Annotated in this window: 11 protein-coding genes; 3 read left to right on the top strand and 8 right to left on the bottom strand. The window is 75.3% G+C overall.

Annotation, left to right across the window (positions count from 1 at the left end; all coding sequences use genetic code 11):
- Positions 1–74: 74 nt before the first annotated feature.
- The 3 genes from ACIQUQ_RS28830 to ACIQUQ_RS28840 form a co-directional block, all read right to left on the bottom strand.
- The gene (locus ACIQUQ_RS28830; RefSeq protein ID WP_403981579.1) at positions 75–1,367 is read right to left on the bottom strand and encodes an HRDC domain-containing protein; all 1,293 of its coding nucleotides are present in this window, start codon (positions 1,365–1,367) and stop codon (positions 75–77) included.
- Positions 1,368–1,493: 126 nt separating this feature from the next.
- Complete coding sequence (locus tag ACIQUQ_RS28835) at positions 1,494–2,156, bottom strand: LuxR C-terminal-related transcriptional regulator (RefSeq protein ID WP_399952367.1); 663 nt, start codon at positions 2,154–2,156, stop codon at positions 1,494–1,496.
- 335 nt (positions 2,157–2,491) lie between these two features.
- On the bottom strand, positions 2,492–3,142 hold the full coding sequence (locus tag ACIQUQ_RS28840; protein WP_399952371.1) for a DUF3000 domain-containing protein: 651 nt from the start codon (positions 3,140–3,142) through the stop codon (positions 2,492–2,494).
- Between the two features lie 91 nt (positions 3,143–3,233).
- On the opposite strand from ACIQUQ_RS28840, the gene hemE reads away from it, so the two are divergent.
- A complete protein-coding gene (hemE, locus tag ACIQUQ_RS28845; protein ID WP_403981581.1) occupies positions 3,234–4,298 on the top strand; it encodes a uroporphyrinogen decarboxylase in 1,065 nt (354 codons plus the stop codon).
- Positions 4,299–4,338: 40 nt separating this feature from the next.
- Here hemE and ACIQUQ_RS28850 read toward each other — a convergent pair whose 3' ends face one another.
- The 3 genes from ACIQUQ_RS28850 to ACIQUQ_RS28860 are packed head-to-tail and all read right to left on the bottom strand — an operon-like array spanning position 4,339 to position 10,429.
- Positions 4,339–7,854, bottom strand: coding sequence for an NACHT domain-containing protein (locus ACIQUQ_RS28850; protein ID WP_403981583.1), 3,516 nt, complete (start codon positions 7,852–7,854; stop codon positions 4,339–4,341).
- 52 nt (positions 7,855–7,906) lie between these two features.
- Entirely contained in the window at positions 7,907–9,289 is a 1,383-nt protein-coding gene (locus tag ACIQUQ_RS28855) for an FAD-dependent oxidoreductase (RefSeq protein ID WP_403981585.1), read from the bottom strand.
- Positions 9,290–9,349: 60 nt separating this feature from the next.
- Positions 9,350–10,429: a DUF4349 domain-containing protein gene (locus ACIQUQ_RS28860; RefSeq protein WP_403981588.1), complete on the bottom strand. Its 1,080-nt coding sequence runs from the start codon at positions 10,427–10,429 to the stop codon at positions 9,350–9,352.
- Between the two features lie 133 nt (positions 10,430–10,562).
- Here ACIQUQ_RS28860 and hemG point away from each other — a divergent pair, with 133 nt between their 5' ends.
- Together hemG and hemQ are read left to right on the top strand one after the other, a co-directional pair.
- Positions 10,563–12,056, top strand: a complete 1,494-nt coding sequence (gene hemG / locus ACIQUQ_RS28865; RefSeq protein ID WP_403981590.1) for a protoporphyrinogen oxidase — start codon at positions 10,563–10,565, stop codon at positions 12,054–12,056.
- A 4-nt stretch (positions 12,057–12,060) separates the two neighbouring features.
- On the top strand, positions 12,061–12,774 hold the full coding sequence (hemQ, locus tag ACIQUQ_RS28870; RefSeq protein ID WP_399952393.1) for a hydrogen peroxide-dependent heme synthase: 714 nt from the start codon (positions 12,061–12,063) through the stop codon (positions 12,772–12,774).
- Between the two features lie 91 nt (positions 12,775–12,865).
- Here the strand turns inward: hemQ and ACIQUQ_RS28875 are convergent, their stop codons facing one another.
- Positions 12,866–14,536, bottom strand: coding sequence for an alpha/beta hydrolase (locus ACIQUQ_RS28875; RefSeq protein ID WP_403981593.1), 1,671 nt, complete (start codon positions 14,534–14,536; stop codon positions 12,866–12,868).
- Between the two features lie 97 nt (positions 14,537–14,633).
- Positions 14,634–15,455: a TIGR04222 domain-containing membrane protein gene (locus ACIQUQ_RS28880; protein WP_403981596.1), complete on the bottom strand. Its 822-nt coding sequence runs from the start codon at positions 15,453–15,455 to the stop codon at positions 14,634–14,636.
- Positions 15,456–15,471 lie beyond the last annotated feature (16 nt).

A 15,471-nucleotide genomic window follows, 5' to 3' on the forward strand; every position in this document is an offset into this window, starting at 1 on the left:
CCGCCCGGCGCGCGTGCCCCGGAGACGCGGGAGCCCCCGGCCGGGTCGGCCGGGGGCTCCCGGGACGTCGCGGGTCAGGCCTGGGCGGAGGACAGGGCCTCGACCAGGGCCGGGGTCACCTGCTCGACCTGCCACGGGCGGGCGCCGTAGCCGGCGAGGGCCTCGGCCACCGTGTCGCGGTCCACCCGCTGCGGGGGCTCCCAGCACAGCCGGCGCACCGTGTCCGGGGTGATCAGGTTCTCCTGCGGCAGGTTCAGCTCCTCCGCCAGGGCGGAGACGGCGGCGCGGGCCGCCGAGAGCCGGGCCGCGGCGACCGGGTCCTTCTCCGCCCAGGAGCGCGGCGGCGGGGGACCCGACGGGGTCTGGCCCGGCTGCGGCAGCTCGGTGTCGGGGAGGGCCTTGGCCCGGTCCACGGCGGCCATCCACTGGTCGAGCTGGCGCCGTCCCATGCGCTGGCCGTAGCCCGGCAGCGCGGCGAGCGCGTGCACGTTCAGCGGCAGGGCGAGGGCCGCCTCGACGATGGCCGCGTCGCCCAGCACCTTGCCGGGGGAGACGTCGCGGCGCTGCGCGATCCGGTCGCGGGTGTTCCACAGCTCCCGCACCACCGCCATCTGACGGCGCCGACGCACCTTGTGCATGCCGGAGGTGCGGCGCCAGGGGTCCTTGCGCGGCGGGGCGGGCGGGGCCGAGGCGATGGCGTCGAACTCCTGCCGGGCCCACTCCAGCTTGCCCTGGCGGTCCAGTTCCTTCTCCAGGGCGTCCCGCAGGTCCACCAGCAGCTCCACGTCGAGCGCGGCGTAGCGCAGCCAGGGCTCGGGCAGCGGGCGGGTGGACCAGTCGACGGCCGAGTGCCCCTTCTCCAGGGCGTAGCCGAGGACGCTCTCGACCATGGCGCCCAGGCCCACCCGCGGGAAGCCGGCCAGCCGTCCGGCCAGCTCGGTGTCGAACAGCGTGGTGGGCACCATGCCTATTTCGCGCAGGCACGGCAGGTCCTGGGTGGCGGCGTGCAGGATCCACTCGGTGCCGGAGAGCACCTCGCCGAGGCCCGACAGGTCGGGACAGCCCACCGGGTCGACCAGCGCGGAGCCGGCGCCCTCGCGGCGCAGCTGCACCAGGTAGGCGCGCTGGCCGTAGCGGTAGCCGGAGGCGCGCTCGGCGTCGACGGCCACCGGGCCGGTGCCCGCGGCGAAGGCCGCGATCACCCGGTCCAGGCCGTCCTGGTCGGCGACCACGGGCGGAATCCCCTCGCGGGGTTCGAGCAACGGGATCGGCAGCCCATCGGCAGAAACGACGTCGTCCGGAGGGCCGCCCCCGGTGGTGGTGCGCGGTGTGGTCGCGTCACGTGTGGTCTCTTGGGCGTCGGTCACCTGTCAAGGGTATCCGTGGATACGACGCGCCCGTCGCCGGAACGTTCCGTCGACGGGCGCGGTCGTTGTGTAAAGCCGTTGTCCGGCCGTTTGCCGTGGATATGCCGGGTATTCGCGGACCCGGGGTCAGTGGATGATCCCGGTCCGCAGGGCGACCGCGACCATCCCGGCCCGGTCCCCGGTGCCCAGCTTGCGGGCGATCCGGGCGAGGTGGGACTTGACGGTCAGGGCGGACAGGCCCATCGAGACGCCGATGGCCTTGTTGGACTGGCCCTCGGCGACGAGGCGGAGCACCTCGACCTCGCGGCCGGACAGCTCGCGGTAGCCGCCCGGGTGGCTCGGGGCACCCGGGGGGCGGCGGTGCATCCGGGCCGCCGCGGCGCCGATGGGGGCGGCGCCGGGACGGCTGGGCAGGCCGAGGTTGGTGCGCGTACCGGTGACGACGTAACCCTTGACGCCGCCCGCGAGGGCGTTGCGGACCGCGCCGATGTCGTCGGCGGCGGACAGGGCCAGGCCGTTGGGCCAGCCCGCGGCCCGCGTCTCGGACAGCAGGGTGAGACCGGAACCGTCGGGCAGGTGGACGTCGGCCACGCAGATGTCGCGCGGGTTGCCGACGCGGGGGCGGGCCTCCGCGATGGACGACGCCTCGATCACGTCACGTACTCCGAGGGCCCACAGATGGCGGGTCACGGTGGAACGGACGCGCGGGTCGGCCACGACGACCATGGCCGTCGGCTTGTTCGGGCGGTAGGCGACCAGGCTTGCGGGCTGCTCGAGAAGAACGGACACCAGGCCTCCTGGGGAGTGGCGGGACGGCCGGCTCGGGGAAGAAGCCGGTGCGAACCGTGCGGATGGTCATTGACCTCTTCGGCACGTCACCCGCCCGGCTTTAGGGAATGATCACGATTTGGTGAGTAACAATTCGGGCAATTCGGACGCGCGATCGATCGTAGGGTGATCAGAACCCCGCAAGGGGGACACTCTGCCGCGCCGATGCGGCCGGACGGCCCACTCGTACGGGTGGTGCGGGCCGCTCCCGCGGGGGGTGCGGTCCGCCTCCACCGGGGTGCGGTCCGCCTCCACGGGGGGTGCGGCCCGCTTCCGCGCCGGGTGGGGGCCGCGTCCTACGGGTGGTGGGGGCCGCGCCGCTGTGGCAGGGAGACCACGGCCGTGTCGGCCGGTCCCGCCGGCGGCAGCCCCGCCACCTGGGCCAGCAGCTCGCACCAGGCCGACAGGTGGGCCGCCGTGTCCGGCACCCCTCCCACGCCCTCGCGCGGCGTCCACGAGGCCCTGATCTCGATCTGGGTCGCCGGTCTCCGGGCCGACAGCCCCCCGAAGTAGTACGAGCCGGCTCGCGTCACCGTGCCGCTCGCCTCCCCGTACGTCAGCCCGCGCGCCTCCAGCGCCCCGGTCAGCCACGACCAGCACACCTCGGGCAGCAGCGGGTCCGCGGCCATCTCCGGCTCCAGCTCCGCCCGTACGAGCGTCACCAGCCGGAAGGTCCCGTGCCACGCCTCGTGCCCCGCCGGGTCGTGCAGCAGGATCAGCCGGCCGTCGGCCAGGTCCTCGTCGTCCTCGACCACCGCCGCCTCCAGTGCGTAGGCGTGCGGCGCCAGTCTCTTGGGCGGTGCGGTGGGGTCGATCTCGATCCCCGGCCTCAGCCGCGCCTTCCTCAAGCCGTCGACCGCCCGCCGGAACGGGAGCGGGACGGAGCTCTCCTCCGCGCTGTCAGTACCGTCAGCGCCATCTGAAAATCGTCCCTGAGCCGCAGCCATGCGGGGAAGACTAGGCGGAAGGAGGCCCCGTTCAGCGCAGGGACACCCGCCCCGGGTCGGGCACTTCGACATACGTGCGAAGATTTGCACCGTGAGCGCCATTGACCGGCCCGCGGGCCAGCAGAGCCAGACGTACGATTCCGCCTTCCTGAAGGCGTGCCGCCGCGAGCCCGTTCCGCACACCCCCGTGTGGTTCATGCGCCAGGCCGGGCGCTCACTCCCCGAGTACCGCCGGGTCCGCGAGGGCACCCAGATGCTCGAGTCCTGCATGCGCCCCGACCTGGTCACCGAGATCACGCTGCAGCCGGTCCGCCGCCACAACGTCGACGCCGCGATCTTCTTCAGCGACATCGTGGTGCCGCTCAAGGCCATCGGCATCGACCTGGACATCAAGCCGGGCGTCGGTCCGGTCGTCGCCCAGCCGATCCGCTCCCGCGCCGACCTCGCACAGCTGCGCGACCTGACCCCCGAGGACGTCCCGTACGTCACCGAGGCCATCGGCATGCTCACGGGTGAACTCGGCGGCACGCCGTTGATCGGCTTCGCCGGGGCGCCTTTCACCCTCGCGAGCTACCTGGTCGAGGGCGGCCCGTCGCGCAACCACGAGCACACCAAGGCGCTCATGTACGGTGACCCGCAGCTCTGGGCCGACCTGGTCGACCGCCTCGCCGAGATCACCTCCGCCTTCCTGAAGGTCCAGATCGAGGCCGGCGCCTCCGCGGTCCAGCTCTTCGACTCCTGGGTCGGCGCCCTGTCCCCGGCCGACTACCGCCGCTCGGTGATGCCGGCGTCGGCGAAGGTCCTGGAGTCCGTCGCCTCGTACGGCGTCCCGCGCATCCACTTCGGCGTGGGCACCGGCGAGCTGCTCGGCCTGATGGGCGAGGCCGGCGCGGACGTCGTGGGCGTCGACTACCGGGTGGCGCTCGACGAGGCCGCCCGCCGGGTGGGCCCCGGCAAGGCGCTCCAGGGCAACCTGGACCCGGCCGTCCTCTTCTCCACGACGGAGGCCGTCGAGAGGAAGACGGACGAGGTCCTCGCCGCCGCCTCCTCCCTGGAGGGCCACGTCTTCAACCTGGGCCACGGCGTCCTCCCGACCACGGACCCGGACGCCCTGACCCGCCTGGTGGACTACGTCCACACCCGCACGCAGCGCTAGCCGCTCCGCTCCCACCCTTCGCCCGTCCGCTCCGCGGGGCTCACGCCCCGGCGGGGCGGGCGGGCGTTTGCGTGTGCCGAGGGACGTCGTCGTCGCGGACGATCATGAGGATCTGGTTGGGGGGCACCGAGCCTGCGACGGCGGTCCGGTCCTGGGCGACCAAGGAGAGCCAGGCCTCGTGCAGCAGGCGGGTCGCCCCGTCCTTGCCCGCACCGGCCAGCCGCAGGGAGGTGGTGGCGGCGTTCAGGGCGAAGCGGGCGCACGACATCGTCCGGGCGTCGGAAGGGGCTGTCCGGTCCCGGACGGCGGTCAGGAGCTCCAGAACCAGCTCCACCAGGACGAGTCCGCGGTCGACCAGCTCTCGGGAGACGGACGGGACCATCTGGAGGTAGGTACGGCGCAGCGTAACGGTCGGATCTTCCGGGACGAGGAACGCCGCGACCCACTCCGGGATGCGGTCCTGCAGCAGGCCGTCCAGGGCCAGCGTCGGCGACGGCACCTCCTCGCCGCTGGAGGGAGCCCAGACGGTCGACAGCATGCGGAACCCGGCGAGGACGGTCTCCAGTGTCCGGTCGTGAGAGCTGATCGCGTGGTCAAGGGCGGCGTCGAGCGTCTCGCCGCGGCTGTGGTCGGGGTCGAGGGTGGCTCCTGAGGAAAGGGCGAGCGCCTCGGCCACGCTCGGGGCGAGGGCGGAACCGAGCGTTCGACGGAAGTCGACGGCAGGGCCGAGCACGCCGACCGGGTCGGCTTCGAGCAGGTCGAGGCCGGCGGCCAGCGCGTGCTCGGTTCCGGGGGCGTCGGTCGGAGCGTCGTCGAGTGCCTGGCCGAGGGCCGGCCCGAGGGCCTGGCAGAGGACCCTGGCGCGGGCGAGGTCGTCGGCGAGGCCGGGAGCGTACACATCGGCGGGGCGCAGAGAGCGGACGTCGATGGTGCCGTGCGGCCGGTGCGGGGAGTCGGCACGGATCGATGCCTGGCCGGAGACCAGGGCAGTGGCCGAGGCGAGGGCGTGGAGGATGTCGCCCGTCTCGCGGGACGCCAGCGAGTCTGCGAGCGCGCCCAGCTGCGCGCGGACCGTGGTGTCGGAGATGAGGCCCATCATGTCGGCGATGCGGGCGCGGGCTCCGGCCAGGCTGTGGGCGGCGGAGAGGGCGATCACCGTGCGCAGACGGGCGAGAGCGGGATCCGCCGGCGGTTCGGCGGCGCGCACGAGAGCGGAGATGACCACCCTGACCCAGCCTTCCACCCGCGCCTGCTGCCCGGGTGGCTGGACCAACAGCCGCAGCCGGCGCGTGGCCTCCCGACGGTCCGAGGCGGGGGATCGCACGATCTGGTCGAGGCTGGGCTCGTAGGGCCAGGGGGTACCGGGAGGCTGGTGCAGGAGCGTGTTCTGGCCGTCCTGTACCCACAGGGTGCGGCCGGTGAGGGCGGCGGCCCAGGCGGCAGGCGCCCCGGAGGGGTCATCGGGCTCGGCCGCCGCTTCGGCCCGCGGAAGCTCCTCAGGAGCCGGCAGCCGGAGGGCACCGCTGCCCGTGAGGGCGTTGAGCCAGGCCACGAAGCGCTCCGCGTCGCCCGGACCCATGCCCACGGCGACTCCGTCGCCCACGCCGGCGAGGTCCCCGGGGCCGCCGACGCCATAGGGATGGTGGCGTCCGGCCGCCCGTTCCTCGCGGACGAAGAAGTCGTACAACGTGCGCGGCACCGGACGGGTGCACAGGGCCGCCGCGTCGCCGAGCGGGACGGTCTCCCGCAGGAAGCGGGTGGCCTGGATGCCGGCGAGGAGCCGTTCGCGGTCCGGGGCGTGGGGTGCGCCGGGCGACGGTGGGGCCAGCGTCTCCTCCAGGCGGGCGCGGACCGCGGGGTCGACCGTCCTGGCCTGGTCGACGCAGTCGGCGGCCAGGGCCAGGGCCGGGACCGAGCCGGTGTCCAGGCAGGCGGTGATGACGTCGGTGGCGTCGTTGCCCGCGCACCACAGGAGGACCGTCTCCCGGTACCAGGGGTCGTCGACGTTGCCGGTCAGCAGGCCGGTGTCGGCGCGGGGGGTGCTGAGCAGGGCGGCGGCGAGGTACTCCTGGAGGGTCAGGTGGGCGAAGCCGTAGAAGCCGTGGTCGCGTTCGACCAGGAGGCCGCTCTTGCGGGCCTCTTCCAGGAACACCTCGGGCGTCACGCCGCCGGGGACCTGGCGCAGTGGGCGGCGGATCGCCCGGGCGGCGTCGGCCGCGGGCCAGTCCCGGACCCGGGCCCGCATCATCGCCAGGGCCAGGTGCTGGATGACGTGCTGTTTGTGCGGGCCGCTCAGGCCGGTGGCGTCGCGCAGGCCGCGCACCTCGTACCGGCGGTGCAACAGGACGTCGCACATCTCCGCGTACAGGCCGGCGCGGGTGCCCGGCAGTTCACCGCGGTAGCGGTGCACGTTGGCGATCATCGTCAGGAGCAGGGGGTTCGAGGCCAGGTCGTACAGCGCCGACTCGGCCCGCAGCCGGGCCAGCAGGTCGCGCGCGCTCCGGTCCGCGGCCGCTCGGACGAGACGGTCGGTGTCGGCCCGGGTCCGCAGGCGGGTCAGCGGGCCGTCCGCGGCCGCCCGGGCCTCGCGCCGGGTGAGGGCCCGGGCCCGGCTCTCCATCGCGTAGTGCCACTGGTGCAGGTACCGGGAGATCTGGTCCCCCGTGAACCGCCGCACCTGGAGGACCTCGGCGCCCGGCAGCGGGTTGGACTGGTAGCCGTACGGGCGGGACGTCACCACGTAGACATTGTGGGGGTGGCGCTGCGTCTGCCGTACGGCCCAGGCGACCACGCGGCTGCGGTCGGCCGGGTCGGCGACCTCGTCCAGGCCGTCCAGCAGCACCAGGCACCGCCCGGCGTCGAGCCTGCGGGTCAGCCACTCGGCGGACACCTTGCCTTCCAGCCAGCCGGCCGAGACGGCGACGTCCGCCAGCGGGGGAGGCTCCTCGGCCAGCAACGCGGCGGCGTGGTCCCGTAAGTACAAAAGGACCGGCAGTCGCCGCGCCCACGGCCGCCGGCCGCGTTCGCACAGCGCCAGGGCCGTGTTGCGGGCCAGGGTGGTCTTTCCCGAACCGGGACCGCCGATCACGGCCAGGATCCGCGTCGCGTCCGCCTGCTCGGCGTCTTCCAGGACCGAGGCGAGGGTGCGGCGCCTGCCCCGGCCGGCCGCCTCGTCGTCGCGCACGACGCCCAGGTACGGCGCCGCCGCGGCCGCCTGCACGGTCTCGGGCGCGAGGCTCACGTCGACGTACACCTGGTGCATGCGCAGCACGAACTCACTGTGCGTGGCGATGCCCACCGTCTCCATGTCCCGGACGCTCTCCCGCAGCTGCCGCAGGTAGACCCGGCGGCCGCCGCGGCCGTCGCCGGCACGGGCGCGCGGCACGCTTTCCGAGTACAGGAACGCCAGCACCGCCACCGCCAGGGACACGTACAGCCAGGTCCAGCTGAACTTGCCGTCGTCGAGGATCTGGTTGACCGCCACGCCGACCGTGACGGTCAGGGCCGCGCTGCCGACGGTCCTTCCCGCACGGCGCGTCCCCGTCGTCTCCGCCATTCGCCCCCCTGAGCCCCCTGCGTACGGGGCTGTCTTCCCCGCCCCGCCCGGGTCACACCCCCGCGGCGCGCACCGCGTGGACCGCCTTGCGGGCCGCCACCAGGACCGGGTCCCAGACCGGGGAGAACGGGGGTGCGTAGCCGAGGTCCAGGGCCACCACCTGTTCGACCGTCATGCCCGCCGTGAGCGCCACGGCCGCGATGTCCACCCGCTTCGCCGAGCCCGGGCCGCCGACGATCTGGACGCCCAGCAGCCGGCCCGTACGCCGTTCCGCGAGCATCTTCACGGTCATCTCCGTCGCGCCCGGGTAGTACCCGGCCGTGTTCGTCGACGTGATCGTCGCCGTCACGAACCGCAGGCCCACCGCCAGGGCGTCCTTCTCCCGCAGACCGGTGCGGGCGATCTCCAGGTCGCAGACCTTGCTCACCGCGGTGCCGACCACGCCCGGGAAGGTCGCGTAGCCGCCGCCCACCCCCGAACCGATCACCTGGCCGTGCTTGTTGGCGTGCGTGCCCAGCGGGATGTGCCGGTTCCGGCCCGAGACCAGGTCGAGCACCTCCACGCAGTCGCCGCCCGCCCAGACGTCCTCCTGGCCGCGCACCCGCATCGACAGGTCGGTCAGCAGTCCGCCCGAGTCGCCCAGCGGCAGCCCGGCCGCCCGGGCCAGCTCCGTGCGCGGCTCCACGCCGATGCCCAGGACCACCACGTCCGCCGGGTACTCCGTGCCGTCGGCGGTGGCCACCGCCCTGACCCCGCCGTCCCCGTCCGTGAGGATCTTCGTGACCTCGGCGCGGGCGACCGTGGCGATGCCCATGCCGTTCATCGCCCGGTGCACCAGGCCGCCCATGTCCGGGTCGAGCGTGGCCATCGGCTGGGCGCCCCGGTGCAGCACCGTCACCTCGAAGCCGCGCCCGGTCAGCGCCTCCGCCATCTCGACGCCGATGTACCCGGCGCCGACCACCACGGCCCGCCGGCCGGAGGTGGCGGACAGGGTGTCCAGCAGCGCCTGGCCGTCCTCCAGGGTCTGCACCCCGTGCACGCCCGGCGCGTCGATGCCGGGCAGCGGGGGCCGCAGCGGGCGCGCCCCGGTGGCCAGCACCAGCTTGTCCCAGCCGGTCCACGACTCCTCGCCGGACTCCAGGTCCCGGGCCCGCACCCGCCGCCCGGCCAGGTCCAGCTCGGTGACCTCGGTCCTGGTCCGCAGGTCGATGCCCCGGGCCCGGTGCTCCTCCGGCGTACGGGCGACCAGCTCGTCCCGCCCGGAGACCGCGCCGCCGATCCAGTACGGGATGCCGCACGCCGAGTACGAGGTGAAGGGCGACCGCTCGAAGGCCACGATCTCCAGGTCGTCCGCGCCGCGGAGCCTGCGGGCCTGGGACGCGGCGGACATGCCCGCCGCGTCGCCCCCGACGACCACCAGTCGTTCCGCCGCCATGGTCAAGCTCCCGTCCTCGCCCGCCGGTGTCCTGCGAACACGCTACGGGCGCAGGCGGGTTCAGTCCTGTCCGGGGCGCGCCGGATCCGTCACCTCGGGGGCGCCGTCGGCCGCGCCGCGGGCTGCCGGCACGTCCGCCTTGACGGGCCCGCCGGCCCCGGCAGCCGGTTCCGGCAGGGCCGTCGGCCCGGCCGGCGCCGCGGGGGCTGCCGGCCGGATCCGGCGCGCGGTGCGCCGTACCGCCGTCACCGCCAGCGCCACCACGCCGGCGGCCAGCAGGAACGGCAGCGCCGCGCCGAGCACCAGCGCGATCCAGCGCAGCACCGCGAGGAAGGCGTCCCAGCCGCCGGACAGGGCGTCCAGGAATCCGGGCTCGTCCTCCTCTCCGCCCGCGTGCCGAGCCTGCGGCTCGGTCAGCTCCAGCGTGATGGTGGCGAGCGAGGTCTGGTCCTTCAGCGCGTCCCGCTGCGCCAGCAGCGACTCCAGCTCCGCCTGACGGCGGCTCAGTTCGCCCTCCAGCATGACCACGTCGCTCAGCTCGCCGGCCCGGTCCATCATCGCCCGCACCCGCGCCACGCTCGCCTGCTGCGACTTCACCCGGCTCTCGACGTCCACCACCTGCTGGGTCACGTCCTGGGCCGACACCTTGCGGCTGAGCAGCTTCCCGCCGCCCTCCAGCGAGCCGAGCAGGCCGTCGAACCGCTCGGCCGGCACGCGCAGCGTCACCTCGGAGACCAGCGCGGAGCCGCCGTCCCCGAACACGTCGCGCCGGGTGGTCTCGTTGCCCACGTAGCCGCCCGCGGCCACGGTGGCCGCGCGGGCCGACGCCAGGGCCCCGGCCGCGTCCTTCACCTGCACCGACAGCTGGGCGGTACGGATGATCTGCGGGCGGACCGCGGGCGACTTCGGCCCCTTCGTGACCGCGCTCCCGGCGCTCCCGGTGCCGCCCTTCTCGTCCGCGCCGGGCGCGACCGCCCCCGGCGCCGCCTCCCGCCGCGCGCCGTCGGACATGTCGCCGCTCTTGGCGGCCCCGCCCATGCCGTCCGAGGCCCCGCAGCCGGTGAGCGCGAGCGCCCCCGACAGGGACAGGGCCGCCAGCGCAAGGGCGGTACGTCGTCGTGCGGTCGCGGCTGCGCGCATCTTGGCCATCCCCGAGGTAGTGGTCCGTCGTTCTGCACGGGTTCGACGTGGCGGCACCCGCCCCGGGTTGCCGCCGGGCGGTCCCGAACCGGTCACGGTCCGGCCTCGGTAAGGGAAATGAGACGATGGCCCCATGCGAGAAGCGGACACGCGTACGGGACGAAGCGGGACGGAAGGCCGGGAGCCGGGCCGGCCGCGCCGCGTCGTCGTCATCGGCGGCGGCATCTCCGGCCTGGCCGCGGCCCACCGCCTCACCGGCGAGGGCGTCCGCGTGACCCTCCTGGAGGCCGGGGACCGCCTCGGCGGGAAGCTGTACGCGGGCGAGCTCGCGGGCGCCCCGGTCGACCTGGGCGCCGAGTCGCTGCTCGCCCGCCGCCCCGAAGCCGTGGAGCTGGCCCGCGCCGTGGGCCTCGGCGACGCCCTCCAGCCGCCCGCCACCGCCAGTGCCGCGCTGTGGACCCGCGGCACGCTGCTGCCGATGCCCCGCGGCCACGTCATGGGCGCCACCGGCGACGTCGGCCTGCTGCGCGCCTCCGGCCTGCTCTCCGAGGAGGGCCTCGCCCGGGTGGCCCAGGACGCCGAACTGCCCCCGACCGAGGTCGGCGAGGACATCGGCGTCGGCGAGTACGTCGCCGCCCGCGCCGGCCGCGAACTCGTCGACCGGCTCGTCGAGCCGCTGCTCGGCGGCGTCTACGCGGGCGACGCCTACCGCGTCTCGCTGCGCGCCGCCGTCCCGAAGCTGTACGAGGCCGCCCGCACCCACCGCACGCTCGCCGAGAGCGTCCGCGCGGTCCAGGGGGACGCCGCCGCCACCACGACCCTGATCGGCGCGGCCGCCACCGGCCCGGTCTTCCAGGGCCTCGCCGGCGGCGTCGGCCGCCTCCCGCTCGCCGTGGCCGACGCCCTGCGCGCCGCCGGCGCCGACGTGCGCACCGGCACCCCCGTCTCCGCCCTGGACCGGCTCCCCGACGGCGGCTGGCGCGTGACCACCGCGGGCGGCGGGGCGCTGACCGCCGACGCCGTGGTGCTCGCCGTGCCCGCCGGGCCCGCCGCCCGGCTGCTGCGCACCGCCGCCCCGGCCGCCGCCGGCGAACTGGACGCCGTCGAGTACGCCTCGATGGCCCTGGTCACCCTGGCCTTCCGCCGTACCGGCCTGCCCCCCGCCGTCACCGGCAGCGGCTTCCTCGTCCCGCACGCCGAGGGCCGCACGATCAAGGCCTCCACCTTCAGCAGCAACAAGTGGGCCTGGTCCGCCGAGGCCGACCCGGACCTGTTCCTGCTGCGCACCTCCGTCGGCCGGCACGGCGACGAGGCCGACCTGAAGCGTGAGGACGCCGAGCTGGTCGACGTGTCCCTGGCCGACCTCGGCGACGCCGTGGGCCTGGCGGCCCGCCCGGTCGCCTCCACCGTCACCCGCTGGGACGGCGGCCTGCCCCAGTACCCCGTCGGGCACCTCGCCCGGGTGGCCAGGATCCGGGCCGCCGTGGCCGCCGTACCCGGCCTCGCCGTGTGCGGTGCGGTGTACGACGGAGTGGGCGTCCCGGCCTGCATCGCCAGTGCCGGCACGGCCGTCGATGCGATCATGGGCACCCTGACGCAGAGCACGGATCAGGACGCGGGACAATAGGCGCATGACTGCACCAGAGAAGATCCCCAACGCGGGGAAGAAGGCCAAGGACCTCAACGAGGTCATTCGCTACACCCTGTGGTCCGTCTTCAAGCTCAAGGACGTGCTCCCGACGGACCGCGCCGGCTACGCCGACGAGGTGCAGGAGCTGTTCGACCAGCTGGCCGCCAAGGACATCACCGTCCGGGGCACCTACGACGTCTCCGGCCTGCGCGCCGACGCGGACGTCATGATCTGGTGGCACGCCGAGACCGCGGACGAGCTGCAGACCGCCTACAACCTCTTCCGCCGCACGAAGCTCGGCCGCGCGCTGGAGCCGGTGTGGTCGAACATGGCCCTGCACCGCCCGGCCGAGTTCAACAAGTCGCACATCCCGGCTTTCCTGGCCGACGAGGTGGCCCGCGACTACGTCAGCGTCTACCCGTTCGTGCGCTCGTACGACTGGTACCTGCTGCCCGACGAGGACCGCCGCCGCATGCTCGCCGACCACGGCAAGATGGCCCGTGGCTTCCCGGACGTGCGCGCCAACACCGTCGCCTCCTTCTCCCTCGGCGACTACGAGTGGCTGCTGGCCTTCGAGGCCGACGAGCTGTACCGGATCGTGGACCTCATGCGCCACCTGCGCGCCTCCGAGGCCCGCATGCACGTCCGTGAAGAGGTGCCCTTCTTCACCGGGCGCCGCAAGTCCGTCGCCGACCTGGTCGACGGACTCGCCTGACCTCCCCAGGGGGGATGGGCCGGAGGATGACTGCCTCCGGCGGATCGGGGGGCCCGCCCCCGAAACGACGCAGCCGGACCCGCCCGGAAGTTCAGACGGCCGGCGGCAGCACGCCCCTCGGGGCGCCTGCCGCCCGGTAGTCCAGCGACACCGGTGCGGGCTCCGGATGCGGCGCACACGCCACCCGCCACCCCGGGATCCGGCCCGTCAGCAGGTACCGCTCGACGTGGCGGTCCACGCAGCCGTTCCGGCCGCCCACCACGCCGTGGGAGCCGGCGCCGCGCTCGGTCACCAGGGCCGCGCCGGAGAGCCGCCGCTGCAGCTCCAGCGCCCCCGCGTACGGGGTCGCCGCGTCCCGCTCGGCCGCCACCACCAGCGTGTGCGGCAGCGCGCCGGGCCGGGCGCGCACCTCCGTCACCGGCCGGCGGGGCGCGGGCCAGGAGGCGCACGGCAGGTTCACCCAGACGTTCGGCCAGGTCTCGAACGGGGCCCTGCGGGCCAGCGCGGTGCCGTCCCGGTCCCAGGTCCGCCAGGCGGCCGGCCAGGGGGCGTCGTTGCACAGCACCGCCGTGTAGACGGCCGTGGCGTTCTCGTCCGCGGCCGCCGTCGCCGGACCGGGAGCCGCCTGTTCGGTCAGCGGGCCCGGGTCCCCGCGCAGGAAGGCGGCGAGCGCCGCCGCCCGCGCCGGCCACACGTCGTCGTAGTACGCCGTCCCGAGGTACGCGGCCTGGAGTTCGCCGGTGCCGACCAGACCGCCCGCCGGCTGCCGGGCCACCGCCGCCCGCACCCGCTCGTAACTCTCCCCGACCGCCTCCGGCGTGCTGCCCAGCCGGTACGTGCGGTCGTGCCGGGCCACCCAGGCGCGGAAGTCCCGCCAGCGCGACTCGAAGGCCAGGGACTGGTCGAGGTTGTTGCGGTACCAGACGCGCCGCGGATCGGGGTTGACCGCCGAGTCGAAGACCATCCGCCGTACGTACGAGGGGTGCAGCGACGCGTAGACGGCCCCGAGGTACGTGCCGTACGAGGCACCGAGGAAGTTCAGCCTCCGCTCGCCCAGCGCGGCCCGCAGCACGTGCAGGTCCCGCGCGTTGGCGAGGGTGGAGTAGTGCCGCAGGGCCGGGCCGGCGGACCGGGCACAGCCGCGCGCGTAGGCACGGGCGGCCGCGCGGCGGGCCGTCTTGTACGCGGTGCCGGGCACGGCCGGGACCTGGGTGGGGGAGCGGGCGAACTCCGCGGGGTCCTGGCAGGACAGCGGTGCCGAGCGGCCCACCCCGCGGGGGGCGTACCCCACGAAGTCGTAGGCGGCGGCGGTCCGCCGCCACTCGGGCAGGTCCGCGAGGAGCGGGAAGTGCATGCCGGAGCCGCCCGGGCCGCCCGGGTTGTACACCAGGGCGCCCTGGCGGGCGGCGGCCGGGCCGGCCGCCCGGATCCGGCTCACGGTGAGGGTGAGTGACGGACCGTCGGGGCGTGCATAGTCGAGCGGCACCCGCAGCAGCGCGCACCGGACCCGGTCGGGCAGGTCCTCGACGGCCGGGCAGCGGCCGAAGGAGAGACCGGCCGCGGCGGCGCGGCGCGCGGCGAGCGCGGCACCGGCGGCCTCGGGGGAGGCCCGGCCGGCCTCCGGGGAGGTGCCGGCGATCTCCGCTGAGGTGCCGGCGATCTCCGACGGAAGGCGGGCGGCGGCGTGGGCCGGGGGCGCCGGAACGGCGAGGGCCAGGGAGAGCACCGCGGCCGCGGCCGCGTACCGGACGGGTTCCCGCATCGGCAGCCCCTTCTCATCCCGTCGGACGATCCGTCAGACAATGGGATGATTCGGGGGCCTGTGGGTGAAGTAAAGGACGCGGCCCGGGTGTCGGGGCTCAATGACCCCGATGCGCCGCCCCCGCTCCCCGTCCGCCCGACAGCGCCGCCCTCAGGTCCGGGTCCCGCACCGCCGACAGCCCCCGTACCGCCACCGCCGTCAGGTAGCCCCGCTCGTCCTCCCGCTCCCGCTCCCGGTCCAGACCCGCCAGCAGCCGCTGACCGGCCGGCGACGCCCAGGGCGTGTACGGGTGGGCCTCGAAGCGGGCGATCCCGAGGCAGCTGACCGTCAGCACCAGCGGCAGCGCGAACCACCACACGACCAGCACCTGGTCGGCACCCGGCGCCGGCATCAGCACCGCCGCCGCGCCCAGCGCCAGTACCAGCAGGGTGGCCCCCTGCACCTGGCGCACCGCCTCCGCGACCCCCAGCCGGGCCGCCTCCGGCACCGCCAGGCCGGCCCGGCCCAGCCGCTCGCCGAGGGCGCGCACCGGCGGGGCGCCCGCGGCGGCGGTGCGGACCGCCGCCACCGCCGACCGGCCGTCCGGCCCGAAGGCCCCCAGCACCGACCGCTCCACCTCGTCCCGGCCCACCGGGTCGACGACGGTGGCCCAGCCGGTACGGGCCAGCAGCAGCCTCCCCCGGCCGTGCAGGGCCAGCAGCGCCAGCAAGGCCACCCGCTGCGGCCCGCCGGCCAGGTAGGCGGCCTCGTACAGGCTCAGCGGGACCTCGCCGGGCCCGTCGTCGTGCGGGCCGGTGCGGTCCGGCCCGGCGGGTGACCCGTCGCCCGGACCGGCGGCCTCGGTCGCGGCCCTGACCAGACGGGTGCACGACCCCAGGGCCCCGGCCCAGGCGAGCAGGAGGAAGAGGACCCAGAACATGGCGGCCGTTCTACCC

The sequence above is a fragment of the Streptomyces sp. NPDC101118 genome, assembly GCF_044759445.1.
Taxonomy (GTDB): Bacteria; Actinomycetota; Actinomycetes; order Streptomycetales; family Streptomycetaceae; genus Streptomyces.